We start from the raw sequence: 15,773 nt of genomic DNA on the forward strand, positions 1-15,773 counted from the left end.
ACGTACCAAAGAGGGTCTCTCGAAGAAGGAGATCATCCGCTGCCTCAAGCGGTTCGTCGCCCGCGAGATCTTCCACGTCCTGACCGCCACCAACGCCACAGCAGCAGACCCGAGCCACCTCACAACCGCTGCTTGACATCCATAAGAGCATCCCGAGGGGCGCGCTACGTTCAGCCGCGCTGATCCGAGGGGGCGTTGCGTGCGGCCGCCCTGACCCGAGGGGCGTTGCGTGCGACCGTGCTCCTGACCGAGGGGGGAGTGTGTGCGCAGCAGCCGCCCCTGCCCCCGGAGGGCGTTGCGTGCGGCTGTGCCCTGACCCGGGGAGGGCCGTTACGGGCGGTCGTCGATCCGGGTGGCCCGGTCCGCGAGTGCCCGCACCTCGGCGGCGACGGCGGCGTGCCGTTCGCGCGGGATGTCGTGGCCGACGCCCGGCTGGAGGGCCGCGCACGTCCGACACCCGTGGCTGGCCGATCTGAACGACCGGCGCGGCGAGGTGCTGGGCCCGCACGCGGTCGACTACCTCGACCACGCGCTCGGAATCCTGGCCCCCGCGCCCGGCACCGCCGGTCAGAAGCTGGAGGCCATCGGCCTCATCGGCGGTCTGGCCACCCTCTTCGCCCGCCGGGAGGCCCTCGCGGCGGGCACCGGCAACCCGCCCGCGCAGACGGCCCACCTGGCGGCGGTCGCCGCCGAGGGCCGCCACCCGCACCTGCTCGCCGCCCTCACCGTGGCGGGCGCACCGCCCCCGGCCGACCGGGACGCCCTGTTCGTACGGCTGCTGCGGCGACTGCTTCCGGCGATGCTGGCCGACGACGTCGAGCCCGAGCCGAACGAGAGGCCAGGAAGCCTAAAGGTTTCTGACGAGAGGGCTGGGGGCTCCTGACCGGAGGCCCGGAGGTTCCTGACAGGAGGGCTGGGGGCTCCTGCGGTCCGGATCAGCCCTCGGCCGGGGCCACGCCGATCGGGCAGGACACTCCCGTACCGCCGATGCCGCAGTAGCCGCCCGGGTTCTTGTCCAGATACTGCTGGTGGTACGCCTCCGCCGGCCAGAACGGGCGGCCCTCGGCCGGGAGGATCTCCGTGGTGATCTCCTGGTGGCCGGAGGCCGTCAGGACCTTCTGGTACGCCTCGCGGGACGCGTCGGCGGCCGCCGCCTGGGCGGGGGAGTGGGTGTAGATCGCGGAGCGGTACTGGGTGCCCACGTCATTGCCCTGGCGGAAGCCCTGGGTCGGGTTGTGCGACTCCCAGAAGAGCTTCAGCAACTCCGGGTACGGGACGACGGCCGGGTCGAAGACCACGCGTACCGCCTCCGTGTGCCCGGTCAGGCCCGAGCAGGCCTCCTCGTACGAGGGGTTCTCCGTGTAGCCGCCCTGGTAGCCGACGAGCGTCGTCCAGACGCCCTCGGTCTGCCAGAACTTCCGCTCCGCGCCCCAGAAACAGCCCAGCGCGAAGTCCGCCACCTCCAGGCCCTCCGGATACGGGCCCACCAGGGGGTTGCCGAGGACCGTGTGGCGGGAGGGGACGGTGAATTCGGGGACGGGGCGGCCGCGCAGGGCCTGCTCCGGGGTGGGGAGCTCGGGGGTGCGGTGGTTCAGGAACATGCGGGGGCTCCTCCGGGGGTCGGTGTTCTGTCCCTACAACAAGGGAGTGGCCGCCGGGATTCCGGGTGCGGAGGCGGGTCTGCCCACTCGCTGCTGCCCCTGCATCCCCCTGCATCCCCCTGCATCCCCCTGCATCCCCCGGCTTCCCCCTGCATTCCCCCGGCTTTCTCTCTTCGCCTGCGCTCACCCTTCCGTATCCGTCACTGCCGTCACTGCCGTCACCGCCGCCAGTGCCCGTGCGAAGCCCCGCGTCCGGGCCGTCTCGTGGTTCCGGTGCCACACCAGCGCCAGAGAGGACTCCGGGAGACCGGTCACCGGCACGAAGGCCACCGCGTGGCTGCCGTAGTAGTCGGCCGTCGGGTCGCACAACAGCATCGCGCCCCGGTCCGCCCGCACCAGAGCGAGGCCCTCCTGAAGACTGCTCACCGAGGGCCCGGCCGGAATCGCGCGGCCGCCGGGTGTGACGGCCGGGGCCTGGGCCAGGCGCCAGTACTCCGGGGCCGCCCCGTGGACGCCGATGAGCGGGCAGCCCGCCAGGTCCTCGGCGTCGATGCCGGGGCGGCGCGCGTACGGGTGCCGGTCGGAGACGGCGAGGGTCAGCGGCCGGGCGGAGAAGACCGGGCCGAGCACCAACTCCTCGTCCTGGACCGGCATCAGCACCACCGCCGCGTCCACATCCCCGCGGCGCACCGCGCCGAACGGATCGCAGAGCGGGATCTCCACGATCTCGGCGGCGCAGTCGGGGTGCCCGTCCCGGAAGGCCGCGACCGCCCGCATGAACGGGTCGCTCGCCGTCCCCTGGAAGCCGACGCGGAACAGCCCGCCGACGCCCCGCGCCGCGTCCCGTACCTCGCCGATCGTCGTGACGATCGCGTCGAAGGCGGGCCGCAGCCCCGCATGGAGCTGTGCGCCGAGCGGGGTGAGCCGGACCCGGCGGCTCGTGCGGTCGACCAGCCGGCCGCCGATCCTGCTCTCCAGGGCCCGCAGCAGCTGGCTGATCCGGCTCTGCGAGAGGTAGAGACGCTCTCCGGCCCGGCCGAAGTGGAGCTCCTCGGCCAGCGCGAGGAAGGCCTCCAGTTCCCGGATCTCCGGATTGCTCACGCGTTTCCCCCGCTTTCCCCGGTCCTGGTTCCGGTCCTGGTTCCGGTCCTGGTTCCGGTCCTGGTCCTGGTCCTGGTCCATGAGCCCAGCTCATAGAAGGATGAGAGTCCGGCCGTTGTTCCCGGTCACCGTCCTCGGTTGGCTGGGGACATGACGCAGGTTCAGGAATTCTCAGGCGCCCCGGGCGCCCGCCCGACGCCCTCGCGCAACGGCTGGTGGGGGGTGGCGGCCCTCACGCTCGGCACGTTCACGGTGGTCACGTCCGAGATGCTGCCCGTCGGGCTGCTCACCCCGATGGGCCGCTCGCTCGGCGTCCCGGAGGGCGTGGCCGGTCTGACGCTGACGATCACCGGCCTCGTCGCGGCGCTCTCGGCCCCGGTCCTCGTCCCGCTGCTGGGCCGCGCCGACCGGCGTACGGCCCTGTGCGCGCTGGTCGCCGTGCTGGTCGTCGGCAACCTCGGTGCGGCCTGGGCGCCCGGCTTCGGGACCATGGTCGTCGCGCGCGTCCTGGTCGGCATCGGCATGGGCGGCGTCTGGGCCGTCGCGGCCGGGCTCGCGGTGCGCCTGGTCCCGGCGGCATCCGCCGGCGCCGCCACCTCCCTGGTCTTCAGCGGTATCGCCGTGGCGTCCGTCCTGGGCGTCCCCGCCGGTACGTACCTGGGCGCCCTCGCGGGCTGGCGCGCCGCGTTCCTCGCGGCCGCCGGGCTCGGACTGGCGGTGCTGGTCGCGGCGGCGCTCCTGCTTCCCCGGCTGCCTGCGGAGCGCACGGTTCCGCTCGGCGGTGTGCTGCGGCTGACCCGCGACCCCCGGCTGCGTACGGGTCTCGTCGTCGTCGGCTTCCTCGTCACCGGGCACTTCGCCGCGTACACGTACATCAGGCCGGTCCTGGAGGACGTCTCCGGCGTCGGCGGGAGCACGATCGGGGCCCTGCTCCTGGTGTACGGAGTCGCCGGCGTGGCCGGGAACTTCCTCGCCGGGGCGGGAGCGGCCCGCTCGCCCCGCACGACACTGCTGGTGATCGGCACGGTCCTGGCGCCCACCGTGGCCGCTCTGCCGTGGCTGGGCGGTTCCCCCGCCCTCGCGGCCGTACTGATGGCCGTCTGGGGCCTCGGCTACGGCGGGGTCTCGGTGAGCACGCAGACCTGGGTGCTGCTCGCCGCCCCCGACGCCCGCGAGGCCGCGTCCTCGCTGTTCGTCGGGGTGTTCAACGGGGCCATCGCGCTCGGGGCGCTGGCCGGCGGCCTGGTGGCGGACGGCATCGGCGTCACGGCGGCCACGGTGACGAGCGCGGCCCTCGTGGCGGGTGCGCTGGTGACCACGGCGGTCGGCCGGGCCCCGGCACCCGCCAGGACGTGACCCCCGTACGGAGGCACGGAGACACGGAGACACGGAAGCACGGGGACACGGAGAGCAGGACGTGACGTGACGCCCGTACAGAGAACACGGAGGCACGGGGACACGGAGAGGCAGAGCCCGGACGTGACGTGGTTCCCGTGCGGAGATCAGTGCGGCAGCGTCGCCGGGCTGCCGCCGTTCGCCTCGTACCCCGCGACCGCCAGCGCCCGGTAGACCGTGTACTGCGCCGCCGGATCCGGGTTCTGGGTCCACGGCAGCGCGCCCACATGGCCGTCCACGAGGACCAGCTGGTGCATCGCCTCCGACCAGCGCTCCATGTGGACCAGGAACAGCACCAGCAGATGCCGGACATGGGCCAGCATCGGGTCGTCCGGACGCGCCGCGTGCACCGCGAACATCGCGCCCTCGACCGCCTTGGTGACCACCTGGCCGCGGTAGAAGCCCTGCACCAGGTTGACCTCCGGCAGGTGCTCGTACACCGCGAACAGCGGCAGCGCCGCCAGCAGCGAACCCTGCGGGGCGCGGGCGGCGGCCGCCGTGGCGAACCGGTCGGCGTCCGCGCGCGAGCCGTGCCACTTCTCGCAGTGGAAGTGCAGCGCCGCGATGTGCGCGCCCATATGGGCCGGGGCCCGGTCGATGATCTTCGCCCAGAGCTGGTCGAACTGCTCGGGGGTGTAGTTCAGGCCCCGGGCCACCGCCAGCTCCACGATGTACGGCACCGGGTCGCCCGGCGCGAGCAGGGCCGCCTCGCCGCAGACCGTACGGGCCTCCTCCAGGATGATCCGGAAGTCGTCGCTGCCCGCCGCCGAGGAGCGCCACGCCTGCTGCACCAGGAACTCCGCGTGCACCGCGGCACCGCCCGCGTCCTTCGGGGACTCCGCGCGCCAGGCCCGCAGCCACGCGCCGCCCACCCCGGGCTGCTGCGCCAGCTCCAGCGAGGCCGCGCCCGCGAAGGCCTGGATCCGCTGCCAGCGCACCTCGCCCTCCTTCGGCGTCCCGGCGAGCAGCTGGGCGGCCGACCGCCATTGCTGGGTGCCCTGGACGACGTCGAGCACGTCCAGGAGATCCTGATCCGGGCCCGGCATCCGGACGTCCAGCTCCTCCTGGCGGGCGAAGCCGTACGTGTCCGGGTCGGCGGCGTCCGGCGAACCGGGGGCGACCTGGCGGATACCGCCCCGGCGGCGCATGACCCAGGGGCCGATGACCGCCGCGAGCATGCACATCGCGAGCAGGAACAACAGAATCTCCATGGTCCCATTGTCCCTGGAACGGCGAGTGGCCGGTAAGGGCCCTCTTCACGAACTACGCTCGGCCCCATGAGCGACCAGCACAGCTTCGAAACCCTCGCCATCCACGCGGGGAACACCGCCGACCCCCTCACCGGCGCGGTGGTTCCGCCGATCTACCAGGTGTCCACGTACAAGCAGGACGGCGTGGGCGGACTGCGCGGCGGCTACGAGTACAGCCGCAGCGCCAACCCGACCCGCACCGCGCTGGAGGAGAACCTCGCGGCCCTCGAAGGCGGCCGCCGCGGTCTCGCCTTCGCCTCCGGTCTCGCCGCCGAGGACTGCCTCCTGCGTACGCTGCTGACCCCCGGCGACCACGTGGTCATCCCGAACGACGCCTACGGCGGCACGTTCCGGCTGTTCGCGAAGGTCGCCTCGCGGTGGGGCGTGGAGTTCTCCGTGGCCGACACCTCGGACGTGGCATCCGTCCGGGCCGCGCTCACTCCGCGCACCAAGGCGATCTGGGTGGAGACCCCGTCCAACCCGCTGCTCGGCATCACCGACATCGCCGCCGTGGCCCAGGTCGCCCGGCAGGCCGGGGCCCGGCTCGTCGTCGACAACACCTTCGCCTCGCCCTACCTCCAGCAGCCCCTCGCGCTCGGCGCGGACGTCGTCGTGCACTCCACCACCAAGTACATGGGCGGTCACTCCGACGTCGTCGGCGGCGCGCTCGTCGTCAGCGATCCGGAACTCGCCGAGGAACTGGCGTACCACCAGAACGCCATGGGCGCGGTCGCCGGACCCTTCGACGCCTGGCTCGTGCTGCGCGGCATCAAGACCCTCGCCGTCCGCATGGACCGGCACACGGAGAACGCCACCAAGGTCGCCGACCTCCTGACCCGGCACCCCAAGGTCTCCCAGGTCCTCTACCCGGGCCTGCCCGAGCACCCCGGCCACGAGGTCGCCGCCAAGCAGATGAAGTCCTTCGGCGGCATGGTGTCCTTCCGCGTCGCGGGCGGCGAGGAAGCGGCGGTCGAGGTCTGCAACCGGGCGAAGCTCTTCACGCTCGGCGAGTCCCTCGGAGGCGTCGAATCCCTCCTGGAGCACCCGGGCCGGATGACGCACGCCTCCGCCGCCGGGTCCCCGCTGGAGGTCCCGGCCGACCTGGTCCGGCTCTCCGTCGGCATCGAGAACGGCGACGACCTGATCGCCGACCTCACCCAGGCCCTGCGCTGATCGCCGACCTCAGCCAGGCCCTGCGCTGATCCGCTGATCGAGGGGCCTCACCGAGGCCCTGGGCTGATCCAGGGGCCGAAGGCCCGGAAACACGAGGAGCGCCCGTCGGGACCGGCGGGCGCTCCTGACGTTCAGACGCTCACCTTCTCGTCCTCCAACATGCCCCTGATCTGCTCGCGCAGTTCGGGACCGTCCTGGTGTCCATGGACCGACGCCGCGTGTTCGCTCGCGGCCCGGACGACCTCGTCCTCCTCACCGGCGATGGTGAGGGAACAGTTCATCTCGCTCGGGTGCTTGCGGCAGTCCGCGATCTTCCTGGTCATCAAGGCCTCCTCGGCTCGTTCGAGGACCGACGTTTCCAGCGTAGACCTCCAGGGGGTGTCCGGCGGATCAGGGCCGGGTCCGCGACGCCTGGCACGGCACCTCGCCGCGTTGCCGAAACGCCCGAATCGCTCCGCGATGAGGACGCTCCAGCGCCTTGCGATGCACCGCACCAGACGCCGCGGCCTATCCGGCCCTGATCCGCCGGACACCCCCTAGCACCGGGAGCCCAACGGCTCACCAGCCCTCCAACGGCGGAGTGACCTGGGCGGGCTCGGTCGCCCACGGCTGCTCGACCCCGGCCCAGACGAGGAACGCCGCGAGCGCTGCGGCCAGCAGCCAGCCCGCCGTCCGGTGCACCGCACGGCGCAGCCGCAGCCGGCGTCCGCCGCGCAGAACCGCCCGCGCGGCCAGGTCCGGCGGCAGGGCCGGGTGCGGGCCGTCCAGCATCCGGCGGACCTGTTCCTCACGCGGATCCGGGCGGTCGCCGCTCATGGCGCCCCCCGGGGACCCGGCGGCGGCTCCTGTCCCGGCCCCGGCCCGGGTGCGGCGGCCCCGCTCCCGGGTGCGGCGGCCCCGCGCCGGGACGCCGGCTCAGGTGCAGCGGTCCCGTGCCCCGCCCGAGCGGCCCCACGCCCCGTCCGAGCGGTCCCGTGCCCCGCCCCGGTCGTCCCGTGCCCCGTCGCAGCGGCCCCGGCCGCCCGCAGCGTCGTCATCGCGCGGGCGCACACCGCGCGGATCCGGTCGGCCGGCAGCCCGAGCAGCGCCGCCGTCTGCTCCTCGCCGACCTCCTCGTACAGCCGCAGGACGAGAACGAGCCGCTCGACGGGGGTCAGCCGGTCCAGCGGACCGCCGCGCGGCCGCCGGTGGCGCCGGGCCTCCCGGGCGAACCGGAGAGCCAGCTCCCGGCGGGCCCGGTCGTAGGGGTCGCCGCCGCGCAGCCGGTCCCAGTCGGCGTACGTACCCGCGAGCGCCGCGCGCAGCAGCCGCTCGGCCCGTGGATACCCGCCCGGCGGATCGGACGGTTCGCCGGTGAGCAGCGTCGCCGTGTGCAGCAGGCGTCCGCCCGCGCCCGCCACGAAGTTCTCGAACTCCAGGGCGCGGAGCCGGTCCTGATGCGTCGCCCGCTCAGCCATGGACCACATACGAACGCCGGTGCACCGCCCCGGTCAAGAGCCCGTACACGGCCGGTACGGGGAAGGGCCGCCTCGTCCGCCGAACCGGACGACGGCGCTCGCCGTCAGTCGGAGTGCGGCGGCTGGTGCGCGGCCTGCCGGGCGGCCAGCGATCCGTTGAAACGGGTGAGCAGGGTACAGAAGATGTCCCGCTCCTCCTCCGACCAGCCGTCCGTCACCTGGGACATCAGCTCGCGCCGCGAGGCGCGGACCTCGTCCAGCCGGGCCTGGCCGCGCGGCGAGAGCTGGAGCACCACGGCCCGCCCGTCCTCCGGGTGCGAGGTGCGCTTGACCAGACCGGTGTCGACGAGCGGCGCGACCTGCCGTGTCACCGTCGAGGAGTCGATACCCATCCCGGCCGCCAGCGCCTTGACGCCCATCGGGCCTTCCCGGTCAAGACGGTTCAGCAGCAGGTACGCCGCCCGGTCCATCGAGTTGCGGACCTGGCCGACACCGCCGAGGCGGGTCTGCTCGGCACGGCGGGCGAAGACCGCCACCTGGTGCTGGAGCGAGTCCAGCAGACGTTCGGGGCCCGGGTGTTCGGGGGCGGCGCCCCCGGAAGGAGACGCAGCAGTCGTCATGTCCTGAGGGGGCATGGCCGGGGGCTCTCTTCGTGCGGTGTCGGATAGGTGGGGGACAGAGTACGCGGCCCCGGGGCAACGCGTACCAGTGCCGCACAAACCTGCGGACACCACCGCAGGCCGCCATGAGACAAGTCTGCCGGGTGCTCTTCCAGCTGCAAGACTTGCGGACATGAGCTTCCGCACGACCGCCCCCCACCCGGCCCTGATCCTCGACGACGTCCGGGGCGCGCAGAAAATGCTGGCAGGGGTGGCCAGGGTGACCGCCCTGGAGGGCAGCCGTCATCTGACCGAGCTGGTCGGCGCCCCCGTCCACCTCAAGTGCGAGAACCTCCAGCGCACCGGCTCCTTCAAACTGCGCGGCGCCTACGTCCGGATCTCCGGCCTCACCCCGGTGGAGCGGGCGGCCGGGGTCGTCGCCGCCAGCGCCGGGAACCACGCCCAGGGCGTCGCGCTCGCCTCCTCGCTCCTCGGCGTACGCTCCACGGTCTTCATGCCCCTCGGGGCGCCCCTGCCCAAGGTCGCCGCGACCCGGGAGTACGGGGCCGAGGTGCGGCTGCACGGCCAGGTCGTCGACGAGACCCTCGCCGCCGCGCAGGAGTACGCGGAGGAGACCGGCGCGGTCTTCATCCACCCCTTCGACCACCCCGACATCATCGCGGGCCAGGGCACCGTCGGTCTGGAGATCCTGGAGCAGTGCCCGGAGGTCCGCACGATCGTCCTCGGCGTCGGCGGCGGCGGGTTCGCGGCGGGCGTCGCCGTCGCGGTGAAGGCCCTGCGCCCCGACGTCCGGATCGTCGGCGTCCAGGCCGAGGAGGCCGCCTGCTACCCGCCCTCCCTGGCCGCCGGGCACCCCGTCTCGCTCGATTCCCCGGCCACGATGGCCGACGGCATCAAGGTGGGCCGCCCCGGCGACGTACCGTATCGGCTGGTCGAAGAGCTGGTCGACGAGATCCGCACGGTCACCGAGGACGAGCTGTCCAGCGCGCTGCTGCTCTGCCTGGAGCGGGCCAAGCTGGTCGTCGAGCCGGCCGGGGCCAGCCCGGTGGCCGCGCTGCTCAGCGACCCGAAGGCGTTCCGGGGGCCGGTGGTGGCCGTGCTGTCCGGCGGCAACGTCGACCCGCTGCTGATGCAGCGCATCCTGCGGCACGGGATGTCCGCGGCGGGCCGCTACCTGAGCCTGCGGCTGCGGCTCACCGACCGCCCGGGGGCGCTGGCCGCCCTGCTGGCCGCACTGACCGTGGCCGACGCCAACGTCCTCGACATCAGCCATGTGCGCACCGACCCGCGCCTCGGGCTGACCGAGGCGGAGGTCGACCTGCATCTGGAGACGAAGGGCCCGCAGCACTGCGCGGAGGTCGAGGCGGCGCTGCGCGCGGCGGGCTACCGGGTGATGGGCTGAGGAACCCGCCCGGGACGGCTGGTCCCGTGGTCGGTCGGGACGGCTGGTCCCGCGGTCGGTCGGAATGGCTGGTCCCGTGGTCGGTCGGGACGGCTGGTCCCGCGGTCGGTCGGAATGGCTGGTCCCGTGGTCGGTCGGGACGGCTGGTCCCGCGGTCGGTCGGAGCGGCTGATCTCGCGGTCGGTCGGAGCGGCTGATCTCGTGATCGCCCGGAACGGCTGGTTTCGCGCTGTCTGGTCGGGATGTGCCCGTTCGCCGGGCGGCGCGGGCCCGCCGATCCTAGGATCGGACCGGAAAGCCGCCACCGGCGACACCATCCGCGAGTGACGGGGGAGTCCCTCCATGCCAGGTGCGATCCACGCCGAAGGTCTGGTGAAGACCTTCGGCGACGTACGAGCCCTGGACGGCGTCGATCTCGACGTCCCCGCGGGTACCGTCCTCGGACTGCTCGGGCCCAACGGCGCGGGCAAGACCACCGCCGTACGGGTGCTGACCACGCTGCTGCGCCCGGACAGCGGCACGGCCGTCGTGGCCGGGATCGACGTACTGAAGAAGCCCAACGAGGTACGCCGGTCGATCGGGCTCTCCGGGCAGTTCGCCGCGGTCGACGAGTATCTGACCGGCCGGGAGAACCTCCAGATGGTCGGGCAGCTCTACCAGCTCAGCTCCCGGGACGCGAAGGCCCGCGCGGGCGTCCTGCTGGACCGGTTCAATCTCGGCGACGCCGCCGACCGCACCGCCAAGACGTACTCCGGCGGTATGCGCAGGCGCCTCGACCTCGCGGCGGCACTCGTCGTCTCCCCGCCCGTGATGTTCATGGACGAGCCGACGACCGGGCTCGACCCGCGCAACCGGCAGCAGCTCTGGGACGTGATCGAGGACCTGGTGGCGGGCGGCACGACCCTGCTGCTGACCACGCAGTATCTGGAGGAGGCCGACCGCCTCGCCCATGACATCTGCGTCATCGACCACGGCAAGGTCATCGCCCGCGGCACCTCCGACCAGCTCAAGGCCCGCACCGGCGGCGAGCGCGTCGAGGTCGTCGTGCACCGCCCCGACGAGATCGAGCGCGCCCGGTCCGTGCTGACCGCCCTCGGCAGGGGCGAGGTCACCGTGGCCCGGCTCTCCCGCAAGCTGACCGTCCCGGTGAGCGGCGGGGCCAAACTGCTGGCCGAGATCATCCGGGCCCTAGACGCCCAGGACGTGGAGATCGACGACATCGCGCTGCGCAGGCCCACCCTGGACGACGTGTTCCTCTCCCTCACCGGTCATGCGGCCGAAGTCCCCGAGCAGGGGGACGAGGAGTCCGGCGGGGCACAAGCGGAACGATCCCGTGACTCCCGGATGAAGGAGGACACCCAGTGAGCGCGATCACCAAGGATGCCCCCACGCTGGTGCCACGGCCGTCCGGGGGAGTCGCGCAGTCCGTGAAGGACTCCCTCGTCGTCGCCAAGCGGAATCTGATCCGGATGACCCGGATCCCCGAGATGGTGATCTTCGGACTGATCCAGCCGATCATGTTCGTGGTCCTGTTCACCTACGTCTTCGGCGGCTCGATCAGCATCGGCGGCTCCACCGATCCGCAGCTGTACAAGGAGTTCCTGATGGCGGGCATCTTCGCCCAGACCGTCACCTTCGCCACCGCCGGGGCCGGCGCGGGCATCGCCGACGACATGCACAAGGGGCTCATCGACCGCTTCCGGTCGCTGCCGATGGCCCGGGGCGCGGTCCTCACCGGACGGACGCTCGCCGACCTCGTACAGACCACGCTCACGCTCGTGGTGCTCGCGGGAGTCGCGCTGATCGTCGGCTGGCGCACCCACGAGAACATCGGCAAGGTGCTCTGCGGCTTCCTGCTGCTGCTCCTGCTCGGCTACGCGTTCTCCTGGATCGGGGCCCTGATCGGCCTGTCCGTGCGCACCCCGGAGGCGGCGACCTCCGGCGGGCTGATCTGGCTGTTCCCGCTGACGTTCATCTCGAACGCCTTCGTGCCGGTCACCGGCATGCCGGCGTTCCTCCAGCACGTCGCCGAATGGAACCCCTTCAGCGCCACGGTGGCCGGGGCCCGTCAGCTCTTCGGGAACACCATGCCGGGCGTGCCGAAGTCGGTCACCGGGGCCTGGCCGATGGAGCACCCGATTCTCGCCTCGGTCATCTGGTCCGTGCTGATCATCGTGGTCTTCCGCACCCTGGCGGTCCGGAAGTACCGCTCGGCCGCCGTCTGACGCGTGCGCCGGCATCCCGCCGGTACGAGACACACCGGCTTCCCCGGCAGAGACACCAAGGAGGACACACCATGACGAACGCACCCGACGACGGCCCGGCCACCACACGGCCCGGCCACCCGCCCGTCGTCGACCTGGCCACCTGGCAGGCCGCCCGGGATGAACTCCTGGTCCGCGAGAAGGCCCACACCCGCCAGGGCGACGCGCTCGCCGCGGCCCGCCGCCGGCTGCCGATGGTGGAGATCGACGGGACCGTCGAGGTCGTCGGACCCGAGGGCCCGGTTCCGTTCCTCGACCTCTTCCAGGGCCGCGACGAGCTCATCGTGTACCAGCACATGTGGTACGACGGCGCACCGCACCAGGGCCAGTGCGAGGGCTGCACCACCGCGGTCTGGCACCTGAAGGACGCCGTGTACCTCAACGCCCGGGGCGTCTCGTGCGCCGTCCTGACCACGGGGACCTGGGAGGAGGTGGCCGCCTACACCGCGTTCATGGGCTACACCCAGCCCTGGTACTCGGTGCGGGGCCTGGACGCGCCGATCGGCGGCGAGATGGGCCACTTCGTCTGCTTCCTGCGCGACGGCGGGCGCGTGTTCCTCACCTACTCCACGACGGGCCGCGGAATCGAGTCGGCCAATGGCACGTTCGGCCTGCTCGACATGACGCCCTACGGCCGCGGCGAGGCGTGGGAGGACAACCCCGAGGGCCGGCCCGTGCTCGGCCATGTCCGCGAGGGGTATCCGGGCGAGGCCGGCCAGGTCTGCTGGTACTGGCGCACGGACGCGGACGGCACCGCCGGCTGGGGCCCGGCCAGCCGCCCCACCCCGCAGTGGACCCGCCCCGGCGCGACGCCTGAGAAGACCCTCGGCCGCACCGGCGACCACTCCTGACCCGGCCCACCGGGACGGCCCGGTCCGCCGGTAGGACCCGGGGCGCGCGGCGACGCACGGGAGCCCCGGCCTTCCGAAGGCCGGGGCTCCCGCGTCGTTCCGTCGTGGTGGGTCAGCCGGAGTAGGGCTTCGCCGCCAGGATCTTCACCGTGGCGGTCTTGCCGTTCGGCAGTTCGTACTCCGCGTCCTCGCCCGTCCGCTTGCCGCTCACGCCGATGCCGAGCGGGGACTGCGGGGAGTACGTCTCGATCTCCGTGCTGGCGTATTCGCGGGAGGCGAGGAGGAAGGTCATCGTGTCGCTCTCGTCGCCGTCGAAGGCGATCGTGACGACCATGCCGGGCTCGACCACGCCGTCGTCGGCCGGGGCCTCGCCGACCTTCGCGTGCTCCAGAAGCTGGGTCAGCTGGCGCACCCGCAGCTCCATCTTGCCCTGCTCCTCCTTGGCCGCGTGGTACCCGCCGTTCTCCCGGAGGTCACCCTCCTCGCGGGCCGCCGCGATCTTGACGGCGATCTCCGTGCGCGCGGGACCAGACAGGTACTCCAGCTCGGCCTTCAGCTGGTTGTACGCATCCTGCGTGAGCCAGGTGACGTTTTCGCTGGTCTGGGTCACAGGTGCTCCTCGTCGGTGCTGGGAATACAAAGCATCGCCCTACCCAGAAGCATGTGCCTCCACGGGTGGGCGAAACCACGAGCCTAACAATTCCGCAGGAAAAGGGGGAGAAGGTAAAACGTCACACGCCAGGACCGGTCGCTACGATCCGTAGCGTCGCAGGTCACAAGGGGTGCGTCCAGGATCAGCCGGTCGGGCCGTCGTCGGCGGTGCAGCCCATCGGCTCGACCGCGGTCGCCCTGGACCGGGTCACCACGCTCACGACCTCGTCGATCCGGTCCTCGGCCCGGTCGAACCGGACCTCCTTGCGGCCCACCTCGGAGCCGTCCTCGCTGAGCGCCCGCACCAGGCAGTAGCCGTGGCCCTCGCGGTCCTTGCGGACCTCCAGGTGGACATCGGCCCGGGTGTCGGAGACGACCTTGAACTTGATCATCTCGGCGCTGATGCGCTGGCCGCCCACGTAGTCGAAACCGATCCACCCGATCACGCCGATCAGGGCGACGCCCAGGACCGATCCGACGATCTTCAGCTTGCGGTCCGCACTCCGGTCCTCGGTCCGGCCGTACCGCCCCTCGGGCGCAGTCTCGCGAACCGCCGTCATGATCGTTCCCTCCGGACCGGGCATCGAGGAATTTTCCAGCCCCTCGTTCAGTCACTATAGAAGCCGCCCGCCCGTCACCCGACCGCGCCCCACACCGATGCCGTGCGGGCCGGCACCTCTGAGGCAGAGACCGGACCGACCCGTGATCGACCAGAGTGACCTATGAGCGACCTATGACTGAGGATCGAGCTTTGACTGAGCAGCTGCGACTGATGGCCGTTCACGCCCACCCCGACGACGAGTCGAGCAAGGGCGCGGCCACCATGGCCAAGTATGTGTCCGAGGGGGTGGACGTGCTGGTCGTGACCTGCACGGGAGGCGAGCGCGGCTCCATCCTCAACCCGAAGCTCCAGGGCGACGCGTACATCGAGGAGAACATCCACGAGGTACGCAAGAAGGAGATGGACGAGGCCCGGGAGATCCTGGGCGTCCAGCAGGAGTGGCTCGGTTTCGTCGACTCGGGGCTGCCCGAGGGCGACCCGCTGCCGCCGCTGCCCGAGGGCTGCTTCGCCCTGGAGGACCCCGAGAGCGCCGCGGGGCGCCTGGTGGCGAAGATCCGCGCGTTCCGGCCGCAGGTCATCACCACGTACGACGAGAACGGCGGCTACCCGCACCCCGACCACATCATGACGCACACGATCTCGATGATCGCGTTCGACGGTGCGGCCGACAAGGAGAAGTTCCCCGAGGACGAGTTCGGCCCGGTTTATGAGCCGCAGAAGCTCTACTACAACCAGGGCTTCAACCGGCCGCGCACCGTCGCCCTGCACGAGGCGCTCCTCGCCCGGGGCCTGGAGTCCCCCTACGGCGAGTGGCTGGAGCGCTGGAAGGAGTTCGAGCGCGTCGAGCGCACCCTGACCACGCACGTTCCCTGCGACGAGTTCTTCGAGATCCGCGACAAGGCGCTCATCGCGCACGCCACGCAGATCGACCCGGAGGGCGGCTGGTTCCGGGTTCCGATGGACATCCAGCGCGAGGTCTGGCCGACCGAGGAGTACGAGCTGGCGAAGTCGCTGGTCGATACCTCCCTCCCCGAGAGCGACCTCTTCGCGGGCATCCGCGACAATGCCTGATATGTACGCGACCCAGGCACTGACGCACCTCGTCCCGCTCGCCGCCGAAGAGCTCGACAAGAACAAGGTGACCCCCGGCGTCCTCGGCTTCCTCGTCTTCGCGGCGCTCGCCGTCGGCGTGTGGGCACTGATGAAGTCGATGAACCGCCACATGGGCAAGGTCAACTTCGAGGAGGCCCCCGACCCGGCGGCGGTGGCCGCCGAACCGGTCGGCGACGGGGCGTCCTCCCCCCGGAAGTAACCCGCGCCGGGGGCCGCGCGCGTCAAGGGAAGGGCGTCCGGCCCCCGGTGCCGGACGCCCCTCACGCGTACGGGGACGGGGGCGGATCTCGTAAGCCGGTACGGGTACGGGCGGCCGCCATCCCGTACGGGTAC

General features: G+C 72.2%; 17 protein-coding genes and 1 pseudogene. 9 read left to right on the forward strand and 9 right to left on the reverse strand.

The window, feature by feature from the left end:
- Positions 1 to 436: 436 nt before the first annotated feature.
- Positions 437 to 883: pseudogene (locus ACGF2Y_RS31055) on the forward strand (TetR/AcrR family transcriptional regulator C-terminal domain-containing protein); the annotation flags it as partial.
- A gap of 52 nt (positions 884 to 935) precedes the next feature.
- On the opposite strand, the gene msrA reads toward ACGF2Y_RS31055, so the two are convergent.
- Positions 936 to 1,601 (reverse strand): peptide-methionine (S)-S-oxide reductase MsrA, encoded by a 666-nt coding sequence (gene msrA, locus ACGF2Y_RS31060; RefSeq protein WP_392954383.1) that lies wholly within the window; start codon positions 1,599 to 1,601, stop codon positions 936 to 938.
- A gap of 183 nt (positions 1,602 to 1,784) precedes the next feature.
- Positions 1,785 to 2,702, reverse strand: a complete 918-nt coding sequence (locus ACGF2Y_RS31065) for a LysR family transcriptional regulator (protein ID WP_392954490.1) — start codon at positions 2,700 to 2,702, stop codon at positions 1,785 to 1,787.
- A 150-nt stretch (positions 2,703 to 2,852) separates the two neighbouring features.
- On the opposite strand from ACGF2Y_RS31065, the gene ACGF2Y_RS31070 reads away from it, so the two are divergent.
- Positions 2,853 to 4,058: an MFS transporter gene (locus tag ACGF2Y_RS31070; protein ID WP_392954385.1), complete on the forward strand. Its 1,206-nt coding sequence runs from the start codon at positions 2,853 to 2,855 to the stop codon at positions 4,056 to 4,058.
- Positions 4,059 to 4,204: 146 nt separating this feature from the next.
- On the opposite strand, the gene ACGF2Y_RS31075 is transcribed toward ACGF2Y_RS31070, so the two are convergent.
- On the reverse strand, positions 4,205 to 5,308 hold the full coding sequence (locus ACGF2Y_RS31075; protein ID WP_392954387.1) for a hypothetical protein: 1,104 nt from the start codon (positions 5,306 to 5,308) through the stop codon (positions 4,205 to 4,207).
- Positions 5,309 to 5,374: 66 nt separating this feature from the next.
- Here ACGF2Y_RS31075 and ACGF2Y_RS31080 point away from each other — a divergent pair, with 66 nt between their 5' ends.
- Entirely contained in the window at positions 5,375 to 6,520 is a 1,146-nt protein-coding gene (locus ACGF2Y_RS31080) for a cystathionine gamma-synthase (protein ID WP_392954389.1), read from the forward strand.
- Between the two features lie 131 nt (positions 6,521 to 6,651).
- Here ACGF2Y_RS31080 and ACGF2Y_RS31085 read toward each other — a convergent pair whose 3' ends face one another.
- The 4 genes from ACGF2Y_RS31085 to ACGF2Y_RS31100 form a co-directional block, all read right to left on the reverse strand.
- Positions 6,652 to 6,843 (reverse strand): DUF1059 domain-containing protein, encoded by a 192-nt coding sequence (locus ACGF2Y_RS31085; protein WP_392954391.1) that lies wholly within the window; start codon positions 6,841 to 6,843, stop codon positions 6,652 to 6,654.
- 235 nt (positions 6,844 to 7,078) lie between these two features.
- Positions 7,079 to 7,336, reverse strand: coding sequence for a hypothetical protein (locus ACGF2Y_RS31090; RefSeq protein ID WP_392954393.1), 258 nt, complete (start codon positions 7,334 to 7,336; stop codon positions 7,079 to 7,081).
- Positions 7,333 to 7,977 (reverse strand): sigma factor-like helix-turn-helix DNA-binding protein, encoded by a 645-nt coding sequence (locus ACGF2Y_RS31095; RefSeq protein WP_392954395.1) that lies wholly within the window; start codon positions 7,975 to 7,977, stop codon positions 7,333 to 7,335. The genes ACGF2Y_RS31090 and ACGF2Y_RS31095 overlap by 4 nt, the downstream gene beginning before the upstream one ends.
- A 104-nt stretch (positions 7,978 to 8,081) precedes the next feature.
- The gene (locus tag ACGF2Y_RS31100; RefSeq protein WP_392954397.1) at positions 8,082 to 8,612 is read right to left on the reverse strand and encodes a MarR family winged helix-turn-helix transcriptional regulator; all 531 of its coding nucleotides are present in this window, start codon (positions 8,610 to 8,612) and stop codon (positions 8,082 to 8,084) included.
- A gap of 157 nt (positions 8,613 to 8,769) precedes the next feature.
- Between ACGF2Y_RS31100 and ilvA the strand changes: the two genes are divergently transcribed.
- From ilvA to ACGF2Y_RS31120, 4 genes are all read left to right on the forward strand, one after another.
- On the forward strand, positions 8,770 to 9,999 hold the full coding sequence (gene ilvA / locus ACGF2Y_RS31105; protein ID WP_392954399.1) for a threonine ammonia-lyase: 1,230 nt from the start codon (positions 8,770 to 8,772) through the stop codon (positions 9,997 to 9,999).
- Between the two features lie 342 nt (positions 10,000 to 10,341).
- Positions 10,342 to 11,364 carry an ATP-binding cassette domain-containing protein gene (locus ACGF2Y_RS31110; protein ID WP_392954401.1) on the forward strand — a complete coding sequence of 341 codons (1,023 nt, stop codon included), beginning with the start codon at positions 10,342 to 10,344 and terminating at the stop codon, positions 11,362 to 11,364.
- Positions 11,361 to 12,224, forward strand: a complete 864-nt coding sequence (locus ACGF2Y_RS31115) for an ABC transporter permease (RefSeq protein ID WP_392954403.1) — start codon at positions 11,361 to 11,363, stop codon at positions 12,222 to 12,224. Before ACGF2Y_RS31110 ends, ACGF2Y_RS31115 begins: the two co-directional genes overlap by 4 nt.
- Positions 12,225 to 12,295: 71 nt before the next feature.
- Positions 12,296 to 13,114, forward strand: coding sequence for a DUF899 domain-containing protein (locus ACGF2Y_RS31120; protein ID WP_392954405.1), 819 nt, complete (start codon positions 12,296 to 12,298; stop codon positions 13,112 to 13,114).
- 112 nt (positions 13,115 to 13,226) lie between these two features.
- Here the strand turns inward: ACGF2Y_RS31120 and greA are convergent, their stop codons facing one another.
- Both greA and ACGF2Y_RS31130 read right to left on the reverse strand, forming a co-directional pair.
- Complete coding sequence (gene greA, locus ACGF2Y_RS31125) at positions 13,227 to 13,724, reverse strand: transcription elongation factor GreA (protein ID WP_392954407.1); 498 nt, start codon at positions 13,722 to 13,724, stop codon at positions 13,227 to 13,229.
- A 184-nt stretch (positions 13,725 to 13,908) separates the two neighbouring features.
- Positions 13,909 to 14,325 (reverse strand): DUF4307 domain-containing protein, encoded by a 417-nt coding sequence (locus tag ACGF2Y_RS31130; protein ID WP_392954409.1) that lies wholly within the window; start codon positions 14,323 to 14,325, stop codon positions 13,909 to 13,911.
- Between the two features lie 191 nt (positions 14,326 to 14,516).
- Between ACGF2Y_RS31130 and mca the strand changes: the two genes are divergently transcribed.
- Together mca and ACGF2Y_RS31140 are read left to right on the forward strand one after the other, a co-directional pair.
- On the forward strand, positions 14,517 to 15,398 hold the full coding sequence (mca, locus tag ACGF2Y_RS31135) for a mycothiol conjugate amidase Mca (RefSeq protein WP_392954411.1): 882 nt from the start codon (positions 14,517 to 14,519) through the stop codon (positions 15,396 to 15,398).
- Between the two features lies 1 nt (position 15,399).
- Complete coding sequence (locus ACGF2Y_RS31140; RefSeq protein WP_392954413.1) at positions 15,400 to 15,639, forward strand: hypothetical protein; 240 nt, start codon at positions 15,400 to 15,402, stop codon at positions 15,637 to 15,639.
- Positions 15,640 to 15,773: the final 134 nt, after the last annotated feature.

It is taken from the genome of Streptomyces sp. NPDC048142, assembly GCF_043202835.1.
Lineage (GTDB): Bacteria > Actinomycetota > Actinomycetes > Streptomycetales > Streptomycetaceae > Streptomyces.

Coding starts and splice junctions, on each gene's coding strand:
- msrA (WP_392954383.1), bottom strand. CDS start 1,601: ATGTTCCTGAACCACCGCACCCCCGAGCTCCCCACCCCGGAGCAGGCC.
- ACGF2Y_RS31070 (WP_392954385.1), top strand. CDS start 2,853: ATGACGCAGGTTCAGGAATTCTCAGGCGCCCCGGGCGCCCGCCCGACG.
- ACGF2Y_RS31075 (WP_392954387.1), bottom strand. CDS start 5,308: ATGGAGATTCTGTTGTTCCTGCTCGCGATGTGCATGCTCGCGGCGGTC.
- ACGF2Y_RS31080 (WP_392954389.1), top strand. CDS start 5,375: ATGAGCGACCAGCACAGCTTCGAAACCCTCGCCATCCACGCGGGGAAC.
- ACGF2Y_RS31085 (WP_392954391.1), bottom strand. CDS start 6,843: ATGACCAGGAAGATCGCGGACTGCCGCAAGCACCCGAGCGAGATGAAC.
- ACGF2Y_RS31090 (WP_392954393.1), bottom strand. CDS start 7,336: ATGAGCGGCGACCGCCCGGATCCGCGTGAGGAACAGGTCCGCCGGATG.
- ACGF2Y_RS31095 (WP_392954395.1), bottom strand. CDS start 7,977: ATGGCTGAGCGGGCGACGCATCAGGACCGGCTCCGCGCCCTGGAGTTC.
- ACGF2Y_RS31100 (WP_392954397.1), bottom strand. CDS start 8,612: ATGCCCCCTCAGGACATGACGACTGCTGCGTCTCCTTCCGGGGGCGCC.
- ilvA (WP_392954399.1), top strand. CDS start 8,770: ATGAGCTTCCGCACGACCGCCCCCCACCCGGCCCTGATCCTCGACGAC.
- ACGF2Y_RS31110 (WP_392954401.1), top strand. CDS start 10,342: ATGCCAGGTGCGATCCACGCCGAAGGTCTGGTGAAGACCTTCGGCGAC.
- ACGF2Y_RS31120 (WP_392954405.1), top strand. CDS start 12,296: ATGACGAACGCACCCGACGACGGCCCGGCCACCACACGGCCCGGCCAC.
- ACGF2Y_RS31130 (WP_392954409.1), bottom strand. CDS start 14,325: ATGACGGCGGTTCGCGAGACTGCGCCCGAGGGGCGGTACGGCCGGACC.
- ACGF2Y_RS31140 (WP_392954413.1), top strand. CDS start 15,400: ATGTACGCGACCCAGGCACTGACGCACCTCGTCCCGCTCGCCGCCGAA.